Annotated in this window: 16 protein-coding genes; 7 read left to right on the top strand and 9 right to left on the bottom strand. The window is 72.0% G+C overall.

Annotated features, from left to right (window positions below; genetic code table 11):
• Positions 1-103: 103 nt before the first annotated feature.
• On the bottom strand, positions 104-1,096 hold the full coding sequence (locus tag ACWEF6_RS41785; RefSeq protein ID WP_449688020.1) for a carbohydrate kinase family protein: 993 nt from the start codon (positions 1,094-1,096) through the stop codon (positions 104-106).
• A gap of 148 nt (positions 1,097-1,244) precedes the next feature.
• Here ACWEF6_RS41785 and ACWEF6_RS41780 point away from each other — a divergent pair, with 148 nt between their 5' ends.
• Entirely contained in the window at positions 1,245-1,415 is a 171-nt protein-coding gene (locus ACWEF6_RS41780) for a hypothetical protein (protein WP_449688019.1), read from the top strand.
• Between the two features lie 79 nt (positions 1,416-1,494).
• On the opposite strand, the gene ACWEF6_RS41775 is transcribed toward ACWEF6_RS41780, so the two are convergent.
• The gene (locus ACWEF6_RS41775) at positions 1,495-1,872 is read right to left on the bottom strand and encodes a HesB/IscA family protein (protein ID WP_086845389.1); all 378 of its coding nucleotides are present in this window, start codon (positions 1,870-1,872) and stop codon (positions 1,495-1,497) included.
• Positions 1,873-2,020: 148 nt separating this feature from the next.
• Between ACWEF6_RS41775 and ACWEF6_RS41770 the strand changes: the two genes are divergently transcribed.
• Entirely contained in the window at positions 2,021-2,668 is a 648-nt protein-coding gene (locus ACWEF6_RS41770) for a DUF3043 domain-containing protein (protein ID WP_449688018.1), read from the top strand.
• A gap of 129 nt (positions 2,669-2,797) precedes the next feature.
• Positions 2,798-3,787 (top strand): aldo/keto reductase family protein, encoded by a 990-nt coding sequence (locus ACWEF6_RS41765; RefSeq protein ID WP_449688017.1) that lies wholly within the window; start codon positions 2,798-2,800, stop codon positions 3,785-3,787.
• On the opposite strand, the gene ACWEF6_RS41760 is transcribed toward ACWEF6_RS41765, so the two are convergent.
• Genes ACWEF6_RS41760 through ACWEF6_RS41750 form a run of 3 tightly spaced genes read right to left on the bottom strand, consistent with a single transcriptional unit; the run spans position 3,784 to position 5,577 of the window.
• Positions 3,784-3,996 (bottom strand): hypothetical protein, encoded by a 213-nt coding sequence (locus ACWEF6_RS41760; protein ID WP_310977127.1) that lies wholly within the window; start codon positions 3,994-3,996, stop codon positions 3,784-3,786. The genes ACWEF6_RS41765 and ACWEF6_RS41760 overlap by 4 nt on opposite strands.
• Entirely contained in the window at positions 3,989-4,831 is an 843-nt protein-coding gene (locus ACWEF6_RS41755) for a phosphoribosylaminoimidazolesuccinocarboxamide synthase (RefSeq protein ID WP_449688016.1), read from the bottom strand. Before ACWEF6_RS41755 ends, ACWEF6_RS41760 begins: the two co-directional genes overlap by 8 nt.
• The gene (locus ACWEF6_RS41750) at positions 4,828-5,577 is read right to left on the bottom strand and encodes a GntR family transcriptional regulator (RefSeq protein WP_449688015.1); all 750 of its coding nucleotides are present in this window, start codon (positions 5,575-5,577) and stop codon (positions 4,828-4,830) included. The genes ACWEF6_RS41755 and ACWEF6_RS41750 overlap by 4 nt, the downstream gene beginning before the upstream one ends.
• Positions 5,578-5,715: 138 nt before the next feature.
• Between ACWEF6_RS41750 and ACWEF6_RS41745 the strand changes: the two genes are divergently transcribed.
• On the top strand, positions 5,716-6,165 hold the full coding sequence (locus ACWEF6_RS41745) for a hypothetical protein (protein WP_449688014.1): 450 nt from the start codon (positions 5,716-5,718) through the stop codon (positions 6,163-6,165).
• On the opposite strand, the gene ACWEF6_RS41740 is transcribed toward ACWEF6_RS41745, so the two are convergent.
• Positions 6,162-6,839: an IspD/TarI family cytidylyltransferase gene (locus ACWEF6_RS41740; RefSeq protein WP_449688013.1), complete on the bottom strand. Its 678-nt coding sequence runs from the start codon at positions 6,837-6,839 to the stop codon at positions 6,162-6,164. The genes ACWEF6_RS41745 and ACWEF6_RS41740 overlap by 4 nt on opposite strands.
• A 74-nt stretch (positions 6,840-6,913) precedes the next feature.
• Here ACWEF6_RS41740 and cobT point away from each other — a divergent pair, with 74 nt between their 5' ends.
• Positions 6,914-7,990 (top strand): nicotinate-nucleotide--dimethylbenzimidazole phosphoribosyltransferase, encoded by a 1,077-nt coding sequence (gene cobT / locus ACWEF6_RS41735; protein WP_449688012.1) that lies wholly within the window; start codon positions 6,914-6,916, stop codon positions 7,988-7,990.
• Positions 7,991-8,041: 51 nt separating this feature from the next.
• On the opposite strand, the gene ACWEF6_RS41730 is transcribed toward cobT, so the two are convergent.
• Positions 8,042-9,145: a branched-chain amino acid aminotransferase gene (locus ACWEF6_RS41730; RefSeq protein WP_449688011.1), complete on the bottom strand. Its 1,104-nt coding sequence runs from the start codon at positions 9,143-9,145 to the stop codon at positions 8,042-8,044.
• Between the two features lie 97 nt (positions 9,146-9,242).
• On the opposite strand from ACWEF6_RS41730, the gene ACWEF6_RS41725 reads away from it, so the two are divergent.
• A complete protein-coding gene (locus tag ACWEF6_RS41725) occupies positions 9,243-9,542 on the top strand; it encodes a hypothetical protein (protein ID WP_310977120.1) in 300 nt (99 codons plus the stop codon).
• Here ACWEF6_RS41725 and ACWEF6_RS41720 read toward each other — a convergent pair.
• A complete protein-coding gene (locus ACWEF6_RS41720; protein WP_449688010.1) occupies positions 9,499-10,161 on the bottom strand; it encodes a DUF402 domain-containing protein in 663 nt (220 codons plus the stop codon). The genes ACWEF6_RS41725 and ACWEF6_RS41720 overlap by 44 nt on opposite strands.
• Positions 10,154-10,999, bottom strand: a complete 846-nt coding sequence (locus ACWEF6_RS41715) for a hypothetical protein (RefSeq protein WP_449688009.1) — start codon at positions 10,997-10,999, stop codon at positions 10,154-10,156. Before ACWEF6_RS41715 ends, ACWEF6_RS41720 begins: the two co-directional genes overlap by 8 nt.
• A gap of 111 nt (positions 11,000-11,110) precedes the next feature.
• Here ACWEF6_RS41715 and ACWEF6_RS41710 point away from each other — a divergent pair, with 111 nt between their 5' ends.
• Positions 11,111-12,610 carry a leucyl aminopeptidase gene (locus ACWEF6_RS41710; protein WP_449688008.1) on the top strand — a complete coding sequence of 500 codons (1,500 nt, stop codon included), beginning with the start codon at positions 11,111-11,113 and terminating at the stop codon, positions 12,608-12,610.
• The last annotated feature ends 109 nt before the right edge of the window (positions 12,611-12,719 follow it).

Raw genomic sequence — 12,719 nt, 5'->3', positions numbered from 1 at the left:
CACCCGGCCGCCGTCCACCCCGGTGACCACCGTGGGGCCCCGGCGGCGGGTGTTGTGTGTACCGGGGGTAAAAACCCCGCCTTACCACTCACGACCACGCGGGTCAGGCGGCGGGCAGGACCGCCGAGATCTCCTCCGCCGCGTCCGGGCCGAACGCCTCGCCGATGCGGGCCAGGGCCTCCGCCCGGTCGAACGTCCACTCCTGGGTGCCGACCGTCTCCAGGACCAGCACCGCGATCAGCGAGCCGAGCTGGGCCGCGCGCTCGACGCCGAGGCCGCCGTCGAGACCGGCCAGGAAGCCCGCGCGGAAGCCGTCGCCGACGCCGGTCGGGTCGGCCTTCGCGCGTTCCGGGACCGCGCCGATCTGGAAGGCGACGCCGTCCTTGCCGACGATCTCGACGCCCTTCTCCCCCAGCGTCGTGATCCGGACGCCGACCTGGTCGAGGACGTCGGCCTCGGTCCAGCCGGTCTTCTGGAGCAGCAGCTCCCACTCGTAGTCGTTGCTGAACAGGTACTTCGCGCCGGCGACGAACGCGCGCGCCTGCTCGCCGGTCATCCGGGCCAGCTGCTGCGACGGGTCGACCGCGAAGGCGTACCCGCGCTGCCGGCACTCCTCGGCGTGGCGGATCATGCCCTCCGGGTCGTCCGGGCTGATCAGCACCAGGCTCAGCTCGCCGACGCGCTCGGCGACCGGCAGCAGCTCGATGTTGCGGGACTCGGCCATCGCGCCGGCGTAGAACGTCGCGATCTGGCAGAGGTCCTCGTCCGTGGTGCAGACGAACCGCGCGGTGTGGGCGACCTCCGACACGTGCACGCCCGAGGTGTCCACGCCGTGCCGCTCCAGCCAGGAGCGGTAGTCGGCGAAGTCGGCGCCGACCGCGCCCACCAGGACCGGCTTGACGCCGAGCACCCCCAGGCCGAAGGCGATGTTCGCGCCGATGCCGCCGCGCCGGACCACCAGGTCGTCGGCGAGGAAGCTCAGCGAGACGCGGTGCAGCTGCTCGGCGACCAGCTGCTCGGCGAACCTGCCCGGGAAATGCATGAGGTGGTCGGTCGCGATACTGCCGGACACCGCGATCCTGGCCTTGTCTGCCACCGGCTGCTCCTTCGTGTTCGACCTCACGGCAAAAGGCGCGAAGTTACCCCCGGGTCATGACCCATCCGGGTAGTTCGCGCGCGCCCAGCCGACACTACCGGCTGGTACTGCTTCTCCAGTCGAGAGCGGATCAATAGCGTTACGAATCGTGAACGCCGTCACCGAACCCGAGACCCTGTCCGAGCTGATCGCCGACTGTGCGCTCATCCCGGCGACCCTGCAGGCCGAGAGCCGTCCGCCCGTCCCCGCCACGGCGAGTCCGTGGGAGGTCGACGAGGTGTGCCACGCCCAGGTCGCGGAGCTCGACGCCTACGTGTAGTCCGCAGAGACGGAGAAGGCCCCGCCTCCCTGCCGGGAGACGGGGCCTTCGCACGTGCTGTGCCTTCGGGCAAAACGGCTCAGTGGAACGAGTCGCCGCAGGCGCAGGAGCCGGTGGCGTTCGGGTTGTCGATCGTGAAGCCCTGCTTCTCGATCGAATCCACGAAGTCGATGACGGCTTCCGACACGTACGGCGCGCTCATCCGGTCCACGGCGACCTTGAGGCCGTCGAAGTCGCGGAACAGGTCGCCGTCGAGCGTGCGCTCGTCGAAGAACAGCTGGTAACGCAGGCCGGCGCAGCCACCGGGCTGGACGGCGATGCGCAGGTGCATGTCGTCGCGGCCCTCCTGCTCGAGCAGGGCCTTCGCCTTGGAAGCCGCGGCGTCGGTCAACGTGACGCCGTGGGTCTCCTCGGCGGTCTCGGCCTGCGTCGCGCCGGCGTGCTCAGCGGTCGTCATGGCACTCCCTCATCAAAGTCGAACTCGCTGCGGATACTCCTCGTGCTGACGTGTTCAACACCGGGGGCGTCCGATCTGTTCCCCCACCATGGTCGCACATGGATCGACCTGGTGAACGGCGGCGTGACGCCTGCAATACCCTGGTGAGGTGAGGTTCCTGCGCCGAAGCACCACAGACACCGCCGCCGAAGAGCCGGAGGCGGGCGAAGCCGTCGACGTCGCCGGCAAGGCGTACACGCCCGGTAAGGGCAAGGCTACGCCGAAGCGCCGCGACGCCGAGGCGAAGAAGCGCGGCCCGGTGGCGCCGCCGCCCACCACCATGCGTGAGGCGATGAAGCGCAACAAGGAGCTGCGCAAGGCGAACCCGCAGACCAAGGAGGACCGCCGCGCGGCCGCCAAGGCCCGCCGCGACGCGATGATGCGCGGCGACGACAGCGCCCTGCTCCCGCGCGACCGGGGGCCGGTCAAGCGGTACGTCCGCGACCTGGTCGACAGCCGGCGCAACCTGCTCGGCCTGTTCATGCCGCTGGCGATCGTGGTGTTCCTGGCGCTGCTGGTGCCGTTGCCCCAGGTCCAGTCGTACATCACGCTGCTGTGCACGGCGATGCTGCTGGTGATGGCGATCGAGGGCTTCGTGAACGGCCGGAAGATCGCGAAGCTGGTGCGGGAGAAGTTCCCGAAGGAAGCGGTGAACGGCCGGTCGATCGGCTGGTACGCATTCGTCCGGGCATCCCAGATCCGGCGGCTGCGGATGCCGAAGCCGCGGCTGAAGCCGGGAGACGCGATCCCGAACTGAGCCGGTTTTCGAGAAGCCGGGTCGAGCACCGCTCGACCCGGCTTCTCGCTGTTCGGGACCGCGCCGGCCGTGGCCGGAGTCACTCCAGGTCGTTAGCAAAGCAAACGATTACCGCCTAAGCTCGCGGCCATGGAGTTTCGTCGTCTCGGCCGCAGTGGCCTCAACGTCAGTGAGATCTCGTACGGGAACTGGCTCACCCACGGTTCCCAGGTCGAGGAAGACCAGGCCCGGGCCTGCATCCAGGCCGCCCTCGACGTCGGCATCACCACCTTCGACACCGCCGATGCCTACGCCAACACCGCCGCCGAGGCCGTGCTCGGGCGGGGCCTCAAGGGCCAGCGGCGGGAAAGCCTCGAGATCTTCACCAAGGTCTTCTGGCCCACCGGCCCCAAGGGGCCCAACGACCGCGGCCTGTCCCGCAAGCACATCATGGAGTCGGCCAACGCCTCACTGACCAGGCTCGGCACCGACTACGTCGACCTCTACCAGGCGCACCGCTTCGACCGGCACACCCCGCTCGAAGAGACCATGCTCGCCTTCGCCGACCTCGTGCGCCAGGGCAAGGTGCTCTACGTCGGCGTCTCGGAATGGACCGCCGAGGAGATCTCCCGCGGGGCCGCCCTCGCTCGCGAGCTGCACGTCCCGCTCGTGTCGAACCAGCCGCAGTACAACATGCTCTGGCGCGTCATCGAGGAGCAGGTCATCCCGGCCTCCGAGCGCGAAGGCCTGAGCCAGATCGTCTGGTCGCCGATCGCCCAGGGCGTGCTCACCGGCAAGTACAAGCCCGGCCAGGCCTACCCCGAAGGCTCGCGCGCCACCGACGAAAAGGGCGGCGCCGACATGGTCGCCCGCTTCCTCGACGAGGACGTCCTCAAGCGCGTTGCCCAGCTCGAACCGCTCGCCGAGCAGGCCGGCCTCAGCCTGGCCCAGCTGGCCGTCGCCTGGGTGCTGCAGAACCCGAACGTCGCCTCCGCGATCATCGGGGCATCGCAGCCGGAGCAGGTGCACGAAAACGTCAAGGCCGCCGGCCAGAAGCTCGACGCCGATCTCCTGCAGGCCATCGACGACGTCCTCGGCGACGTCGTCGAGCGCGACCCCAGCCTGACCAAGAGCCCCTAGTCCTGGTTGATCCGGCCCTGGAACGGCACCCCGAGGTCGAACGCGTCCTCGGGGGCCATCCGGGGCTCCAGGCCGAACCCGCGCAGCAGCCGGCTCGCCCCGGCCAGCCGGTCTCCGCCGCGGCCGGGCACGCGCGAAGGCGCGAGACCGTGCGAGACGAGCAGGCTTTCGACGTCGTCGATCAGGCGGTACGGGTCGTACTCACCCACGGACCCAGGTCTTCCCCGTGATCCGCTCGTAGACCTCGGTGTAGCGCTGCCGCGTCTGCTCGACGATGTCCGCCGGGATCTCCGGCCCGGGCGGGGTCTGGTCCCAGCCCGTCGACCGCGACCAGTCGCGGACGAACTGCTTGTCGAACGCGTGCTGCGGACGGCCCGGCTCCCACTCGTCGGCCGGCCAGAACCGCGACGAATCCGACGTCAGGACCTCGTCGCCCAGGGTCAGCGTGCCGTCGGCGTCGAAGCCGAACTCCAGCTTCGTGTCGGCGATGATGACGCCCTGCTCCGCCGCGTGCTCGGCGCCCTTCGTGTAGATCTCCAGCGTCAGCTCGCGCAGCCGCTTCGCGGTGTCCTCGCCGATCTCGTTCAGGACCTCGTCGAAGGTCATGAACTCGTCGTGGCCGGTGTCGGAGATCTTCGTCGTCGGCGTGAAGATCGGCTCCGGCAGCTGGTCGCCCTCGACCAGGCCCGGCGGCAGCGCGACGCCGGAGATCTTGCCGTCGCGCTGGTACTCGCGCAGGCCCAGGCCGGCCAGGTAGCCGCGGGCGATGCACTCGACCTGGACCATCTTCAGCGGCTTGCAGCGCATCGCGCGCCCGGCGAACTCCTCCGGCACGTCGGTGGTCGAGACGACGTGGTTCGGGACCACGCCGGCCATCCGGTCGAACCACCAGGCCGAGAGCTGGTTGAGCAGCTTGCCCTTGTCCGGGATCGGCGTCGGCAGCGAGACGTCATAGACCGAGACGCGGTCGGACGCGACGAGCAGGATGTCCCCGCCGTCGAGTTCGTACAGGTCACGGACCTTGCCCGCGTGGATGTGCTTCATTCGCCGTCCTCAGTCGTGTACTCGTAGAAAACCCAGTGGTCGGGCAAGGCGGCGGATTCACCGTACTCGACGACCGTCCCGTCGGCCGCCAGGAAGGTGCTCCGGCCGAGCAGCACCGGCGACCCGGCGGGCAGCCCCAGCTCGGCCGCCTCCTCCTCGCCCGCGCGGCCCGCCGCGTGCCGTTCCTGCGTCGTCGCGATCTTCGTGCCCAGCCGGGCGGCCGCGTGGGCCGCGGTGCCCTCGACGATCCGCTCCGCCACCAGCAGCGCCGGCGCCTTGGCCGACAGCGCGCCGTCGAACCACGAGGTCGACGTCGACAGCGGCCGCGAGTCCGGGCCGTAGGTGGTCCGGCGACGGCGGATCACCGGGGCGCCCTCCTCCAGGCCGAGGGCGGCCGCGGCGCGCTCGGACGCCGGCTCGAGGCCGGCCGAGCGGATCACCGCGTAGTGGCCCGGCGGGTAGATCCGGCCGGTGCGCGCCGAAGCGGCGCTGCGGTCGCGGGCCGTGCGGTGCAGGCCGCCGCGGTCGACGACCGTGCCGACGCCGCGCACGGGCCGGACCAGGCCCTGCGAGCGCAGCGTGGCCAGCACCTTGGTGGCCGTCGCCATGGCGACGGCCCAGGTGCGCGCGATCTCGCGGGCGGACGGCACCGCGTCGCCCTCCTGCAGCCGGCCGGACAGGATGTCGTCACGGATCCGGCCCGCGATCTGCAGGTACGGCGGCTCAGGGCGATCGAGGGTGGGCAAGGCGGCTCCTCACGAGGACAACACGCACAAGTGTTCTAGCACGCCGGGGGGTGTCCCACAAAGGCCTGTTCAGAACCACCCAGGTGTACTAGTACACGCACTGGACTGTGCACTAGTACGCAAGTTACCCTCGAAAGTGTGTCCCCGCCCACACCACACTCCGGATCCAGCGGCCAGGGCCTCGAGGAACTGCTCGAGGAGCTCCGGCGCCGCAACTGGGTGCTGCACCTGTTCGGCGGCCGCGAGGCACCGGAGATCTACGCGGCCGTGCACCGCTGGCCGACCTGCGCGGACGTCATCATCCTCCGCGACGAGCACCGGGCCAGCGCCTACCGGGTACCGACCTTCCCGGGCACCGACGTGTTCAGCCCGGGGGTCGTCACCTGGCAGTACCACGCCACCCCGGTGTGGACGCTGCGAGCGGTGCTCACCCTGGCGGAGCCCGGCACCCCGGGCGCTCCGCTGCAGGCACTCCGGCCACAGCCGGACTGCCGGATCCCGCCGGAACTGCGCCACGACGTCACGATCCGGCCGACGGGGACGCCCCGGGAGGGAGACGACGGCGGCGGCCCGCCCGCGTGCGCCTAGCGGGCGAGCAGCCGCTCCGCGACGACGAGGTCGTGGGGATAGGTGATCTTGAGGTTCTCGGGAGCACCCGGGACCCAGCGGATCGGCAGGGAGGAGAACCGCTCCATGCACGACGAAGTGTCCGTACCCGAAAAGCCTTCGCGCTCGGCCTTCTCGTAGGCCTCGAGCAGCGGTCCGGCCCGGAAGCCCTGAGGCGTCTGGACGCGGATCGCGCCGGGCACCTGGGCGACCAGGTGCCCGGCATCCACCTCGACGACGTCGTCCGCGGCCAGGCCCGGCACAGCCCCCCCGTCCTCGCGTGTCCGGGCCAGCACCGCACCGACCAGCTCGGGGTGGACCAGCGGCCGGGCCGCGTCGTGCAGCAGCACGGCGTCGACCCGGCCGCCCGCTATGCGTGGGGCGAGGTGCCGCAGCGCGTTGAGCTCGGACGCCTGGCGGGTGTCGCCGCCGTACACGATCTCGACGCCGTCACCGGCCACTTCTTCGGCGAGTTCCCGGTCCTGCGGCCGGATGACGAGCACGAGCACGCCGATGCCGGGCACCTTCCGGAAGGCGTCGAGCGACCAGGCGACCACCCGCCGCCCGGCCAGGGGCAGGTAGACCTTGTTCAGCTTCGCGCCGACGCGGGTCCCCGCGCCACTGGCCAGCACCACCGCGGCCGCCGTCGTCTCCACGAGCCGCGAGACTACCGGCCGTCCCTTCCCGGTAGGTTGGCCACAGCGTTGCCTCGGAACAGGAAGGGCCTGGTGTGGAGCCGGACAGCATCGAGTTCCCCGAGATCACCCCGCCCGACGACCACGCCCGGTCCGCGGCGATCGCGCTGCACGACAAGCTCGTCAAGCCCGCCGGTTCGCTCGGGCGGCTCGAAGAGCTGGGCGTCTGGATCGCCGCCTGCCAGGGACAGTCGCCGCCGCGGCCGTTCACCCGGCCGCGCGTCGTGGTCTTCGCCGGGGATCACGGCATCGCCGCCAAGGGTGTCTCCGCCTATCCCGCCGAGGTCACCGCGCAGCTGCTGGGCACCATGCTCACCGGCGGCGCCGCGATCAACGTCCTGGCCGCCGCCGCGGGCGCGAGCGTGCGCGTGGTCGACCTGGCCGTCGACACCGAAGCCCCGGCGACCCGCTCGATCGGCGAGTTCAAGGTCCGCCGCGGCTCCGGTTCCATCGACGTCGAAGACGCGCTGACCGCCGACGAGGCGAAGAAGGCGATCCGCGCCGGGATCGCGATCGCCGACGCCGAGGTCGACGGCGGGGCCGACCTGCTCATCCCCGGCGACCTCGGGATCGGCAACAGCACGCCGGCGTCGGTGCTGGTGGCGGCGCTGACCGGCAGCGAGCCGGTGGCCGTCGTCGGGCGCGGCTCCGGCATCGACGACGACGCGTGGATGCGCAAGGCCTCCGCCGTGCGCGACGCCCTGCGCCGGGCCCGCGCGGTGCTGGCCGACCCGGTGGACCTGCTGCGCACCACCGCCGGCGCGGACATCGCCGCGATGGCCGGGTTCCTCGCCCAGGCCGCGGTCCGCCGGACGCCGGTGGTGCTGGACGGCCTGGTCGCCTGCGCCGCGGCGCTCGTCGCCGAAGACCTCGCCCCGGGCGCCCGCCGCTGGTGGGTCGCCGGCCAGCGGACGGCCGAGCCGGCGCACGCCCTGGCGCTGGAGCACCTGGACCTCGGCCCGCTGCTGGAGCTGGACGTCCGGCTCGGCGAAGGCACCGGCGCGGTGACCGCCCTGCCGCTGCTGATGATGGCCGCCCGCGTCCTCGCCGAGACGGCGACGCACGAGCAGGCGGGCGTCTCCGGCCCGCTGATCACCGCACCCACGTCCTGAACGGCGAAGCGGCCCCCGGCAAGACGCCGGGGGCCGCTTCCGTCGAACCGCTCAGCCGAGCTCGACCATCCAGTGGTCCGGGTCGGGCCGGGTGCCCTCCTGGATCCCCGTCAGCTCCTCACGCAGCTTCATCGTCAACGTGCCGGGCTGCCCGTCGGCGATGGTGAATTCACCGTTCGCGTGCTTGACGTGCCCGACCGGGGTGATCACCGCGGCGGTGCCGCAGGCGAACGTCTCGGTCAGCTCGCCGGAGGCGGCCGCCTTCTCCCACTCGTCGGTGGAGATGCGGCGCTCCTCGATCTTGTAGCCGAGCCGCGAAGCCAGCTGCAGCAGCGACTTGCGGGTGACGCCCGGCAGCAGCGACCCGGTCAGCTCCGGGGTGACCACCCGGGCGTTCTCGCCCGAGCCGAAGACGAAGAACAGGTTCATCCCGCCCATCTCCTCGACCCAGCGCCGCTCGACCGCGTCGAGCCACACCACCTGGTCGCAGCCCTTCTCGACGGCCTGCGCCTGCGCCACGAACGACGCCGCGTAGTTGCCGGCGCACTTGGCCGCGCCGGTGCCGCCGGGCGCCGCCCGGACGTACTCGGTGGACAGCCAGACGCTGACCGGCTTCACGCCGCCGGAGAAGTACGACCCGGCCGGCGAAGCGATGACCGTGTACACGTAGTCGGCGGCCGGGCTGTTGACGCCGAGCCCGGTGGACGTCGAGATCATGAACGGCCGCAGGTACAGCGAATCACCCTGCCGGGTGGGCACCCACCGGCCGTCGACGGCGATGAGCTCCCGCAGCGAGTCCACGAAGACCTCTTCGGGCAGCTGCGGCATGGCGAGCCGCTCGGCCGACTGCCGGAACCGCGACGCGTTGGCGTCCGGCCGGAACGACGCGATCGTGCCGTCCGGCTGGCGGTAGGCCTTGAGACCTTCGAAGATGGCCTGGCCGTAGTGCAGCACCGACGTCGCCGGGTCGAGGGTGAAGGGGGCGTAGGGACCGACCTGGGCTTCGTGCCAGCCTTCGGCCTTCGACCACTTGACGGTGACCATGTGATCGGTGAAGTACAACCCGAAACCGGGCGTTTCGAGTACCTCCGCGACACGGTCCGCGCTCGCAGGACTCGGGTGCGGGAGATGGGCGAACTGTGTCGTGGTCGTCATGGCTAGACGATACCGCTTGCTCGGACGCGCGTTAGTCGGATGTCCATCTGTTTGCGGGTTCCCCGCGCTCCCGGCCTGCCGGCTCTAGGATGACGCCGTGACCTACCACTCCACTGAGCCGGTCCCCCGGCCCAAGACCACCGGCGCCGACATCAAGACGTTCGTCGCCGCGGTGCTGCTGACCTTCGGCGTCGGCCTGCTCGGCATGGTCGGCTGGGCCGTGCTGGACAGCGGCTTCGGCGGCTTCCTCGGCCTGGTCGCCGGCGTTTTCGGCGTCGTGTGGTGGCGGAAGATCCACGGCAAGGCGTTCCCGAAGGTGCTGCCGACGAAGTCGGTCGTCATCCTCGCGGTCGTCAACGCCGTGCTGGCGCTGATCCTTCTCCTGACCGCGGGCTGAGACCGGCCGGCAGCTCCGGCGCCGGCCAGCCCGCGTCCGGGCGGAAGTCGATGTCCGTGCCGTCGAACGGATAGTTCCCGCGCTCGGCCAGCGCGCCGATCCGCTCGCCTTCGGCGCGCAGCCGGTCGAACTGCTCGAGCGTCAGGCGGCCGACCTCCAGGGCGGCCTCGGCTTCGTCCTCGTCGTCCCAGCGCCAGCGGCCGTCGGCCTCGACGACGACGTCGAGCACGCCGTCGATCCGGTCGACCGCGCCCGCCGTGCGGCCCAGCGGGATCTCCAGGTTGACGTACCAGTTCTTGAACCGGCCCTCGAGGTCGAAGAACCACCAGACCGACGACCACTCGTCTTCGGGGATCCGGCGCAGCGTCGACGCGCCGTGCCAGGAGTCGGCGACCGGCACCCGCGGGATGCGGAACCGCTGCTCCAGCGGGGCGTCCCGCATCAGGCGGCCGTCGGCGAGCCGGCTGCCGACGATCGGCGTTCCGGCCGGCAGCCACGCCCGCAGGACGCGGCCGTCGTCCTCGAGGACGCGCAGCGGGTGGACCTGGCCGATCGAGCCGTCGGGCCGGTGGAACCGCTCGACCACGGTCTCCCCTGGCCGCCAGCGTCGATCACTCACGGGTCTCACTGTACCTGCGTGCGCGTACGCCCAGTAGCAGCTCGAACACGGTCACCAGCCCCGCGATCACCAGCACGGGCAGCACCGGCAGCAGGTACGCGGCCGCCGCGGCGACGACGAGCCCGGCGATCCCCGGCACCCCGAGCCGCGCCCGGACGTCGGTCCCGGCGGCGAGCGCGGGTACCACGGTGGCGACCACGGCGACGACCGTGAGCATCGGCTGCAGCGCGTCCGCGTCGGCGGCGGAGAGCAGGTCGCGCAGCGAGGTGAGCGACAGCCCGAGCCGCACCGCGCCGAGCTGGTAGAGCGCGGCGAAGGCGACCAGGACGGCGAGCGCGCCCAGCAGCAGTACGCGCAGGCCCGCGTTCTCCCGTCCGCGCGGGCGCAGGAACGGCAGCACCAGCACCGCGGCGACGAGCACGCCCGCGAAGTCCGGCGGCCGGAGGGCGTCCGCCGTCCCCACCGGCGGCACGGCCACGCAGACCGCGACCAGCACGAGCCCCGCGGCGAGCAGCAGCCCGCCGGTGATCCGTACGACGATCGTCGGGATCTTCAGACCGGCGAACCCGGCCCCGGCGACGACCGCCACGAACGCCGCGGCCGCGAGTTCACGGTGCGCCGGGACGACGTAGGCGCCGAACGCGATCGCGTAGACGGCCACTTCGGACAGTCGCGCGACGGCGACCACCACCCGGTCGACCAGGGCATCGCCCGGTTCCGGCACCCTCGCCGTCACGCCCGCCACGACCGCGGCGAGCACGAGCCCGGCGAGCAGCCACCAGCCCGCGCCCGCCGCTGCCGCCGCCAGCACCACCAGCAGCCCGCCACCCAGCCGCACGCGGCCCTCCCTCGCCCTGTGTTCACCCGTGGTCAGGTCGTCATTAGCATGGCTCACGATCCCGGCCGGGCCGGCGCCCGGTGCCACACGAGAACGCGCGAGGAGCCAGAAGTGACCGTGCCCAAGCTCGCCCTGTCCGACAACACCGGGGAGGCACTGGCCAAGACGCGCGCCGACGTGGTCGTCGTCGGCACCGTGGCCGGCGAGGACGGTCCCGTGCTCGCCCCCGGCGCCGCCGCCGTGGACGCCGCCTTCGACGGCCGGCTCGCCGGCCTGCTGGCCACCCTCGGCGCGAGCGGCAAGGCCGAAGAGGTCGTCAAGGTCCCGACCCTGGGCAAGCTCCCGGCCGGCGTGGTGCTCGCCGTGGGCCTGGGCAAGGCGGGCGACGCCGTCACCCCCGAGCAGGTCCGCCGCGCCGCGGGCGCCGCCGGCCGCGCGCTGGCCGGCACCGACCGCGCGTTCGTGACGCTGTCCGAGCTCGACCTGCAGGCCGCCGTCGAGGGCCTCGTCCTTGGCTCCTACGTCTTCACCGACTACCGCTCGGAGAAGGGCGACGCCCCGCTGGCCAAGGCCGACTTCGCGAGCCCGGCCGGCGGCACCGCCCGCGAGCACAAGGCGACCCTGAAGGCGGCCGGCACCATCGCCGAGGCCGTCATCGTCGCCCGCGACCTGATCAACACCCCGCCGAACGACCTCTACCCGGCCTCCTTCGCCGACCGCGCGAAGAAGCTGGCCGAGGACAACGGCCTCGAGTTCGAGGTGCTCGACGAAAAGGCCCTCAAGCGCAAGGGCTTCGGCGGCATCCTCGGCGTCGGCGGCGGCTCGTCCCGCCAGCCGCGCCTGGTGCGCATCGGCTACAAGCCGGCCAAGGCCACCAAGAAGGTCGCGCTGGTCGGCAAGGGCATCACGTTCGACTCGGGCGGCATCTCGCTCAAGCCCGCCGCGAACATGGACCACATGACCTCGGACATGTCCGGCGCGGCCGGCGTGCTCGCCTCGGTCGTGCTGGCCGCGAAGCTGAAGTACCCGCTGGAAGTCGTCGCGCACATTCCGCTGGCGGAGAACCTGCCGTCCGGGACGTCGTACCGCCCGGGCGACGTGCTGACCATGTACGGCGGCAAGACCGTCGAGGTCCTCAACACCGACGCCGAGGGCCGGCTGGTCCTGGTCGACGCCATGGTCCGCGCGGCCGAGGAGAACCCGGACTACCTGATCGAGACCTCGACGCTGACCGGCGCCCAGGTCGTCGCGCTCGGCAACCGCACCGCCGGCGTGATGGGCTCGGACGACTTCCGCGACCGCGTCGCCGCGATCATGCAGGCCACCGGCGAGAACGGCTGGGCCATGCCGCTGCCGGAGGAACTGCGCGCCGACCTCGACTCGCGCCTGGCCGACCTGGCCAACGTGACCGGCCACCGCTGGGGCGGCATGCTCGCCGCCGGCATCTTCCTCCGCGAGTTCGTCGCCGACGGCCTCGACTGGGTCCACATCGACATCGCGGGCCCGTCGTTCAACACGAGCGGCCCGTGGGGCTACACCGGCAAGGGCGGCACCGGCGTCCCGGTCCGCTCGATCGCCGCGGTCCTCGCGGACATCGCCGCCAACGGCTGAGCCCCAAAGCGCCCCAATGTGGCGTTGGTTGCGTCCAACGCACCCAATGTGGCGTGGGGGGGGGGGGGCCCACCCCACCACCCCAAAGTGCGCCGGGGGGCGGGGGTGC

Source organism: Amycolatopsis sp. NPDC004772 (genome assembly GCF_053601215.1).
Note: the sequence above shows the minus strand (reverse complement) of the source record. Positions and strands in the feature narration are given on the sequence as shown.

Coding starts and splice junctions, on each gene's coding strand:
- ACWEF6_RS41775 (WP_086845389.1), bottom strand. CDS start 1,872: ATGACGACCGCTGAGCACGCCGGCGCGACGCAGGCCGAGACCGCCGAG.
- ACWEF6_RS41765 (WP_449688017.1), top strand. CDS start 2,798: ATGGAGTTTCGTCGTCTCGGCCGCAGTGGCCTCAACGTCAGTGAGATC.
- ACWEF6_RS41755 (WP_449688016.1), bottom strand. CDS start 4,831: ATGAAGCACATCCACGCGGGCAAGGTCCGTGACCTGTACGAACTCGAC.
- ACWEF6_RS41730 (WP_449688011.1), bottom strand. CDS start 9,145: ATGACGACCACGACACAGTTCGCCCATCTCCCGCACCCGAGTCCTGCG.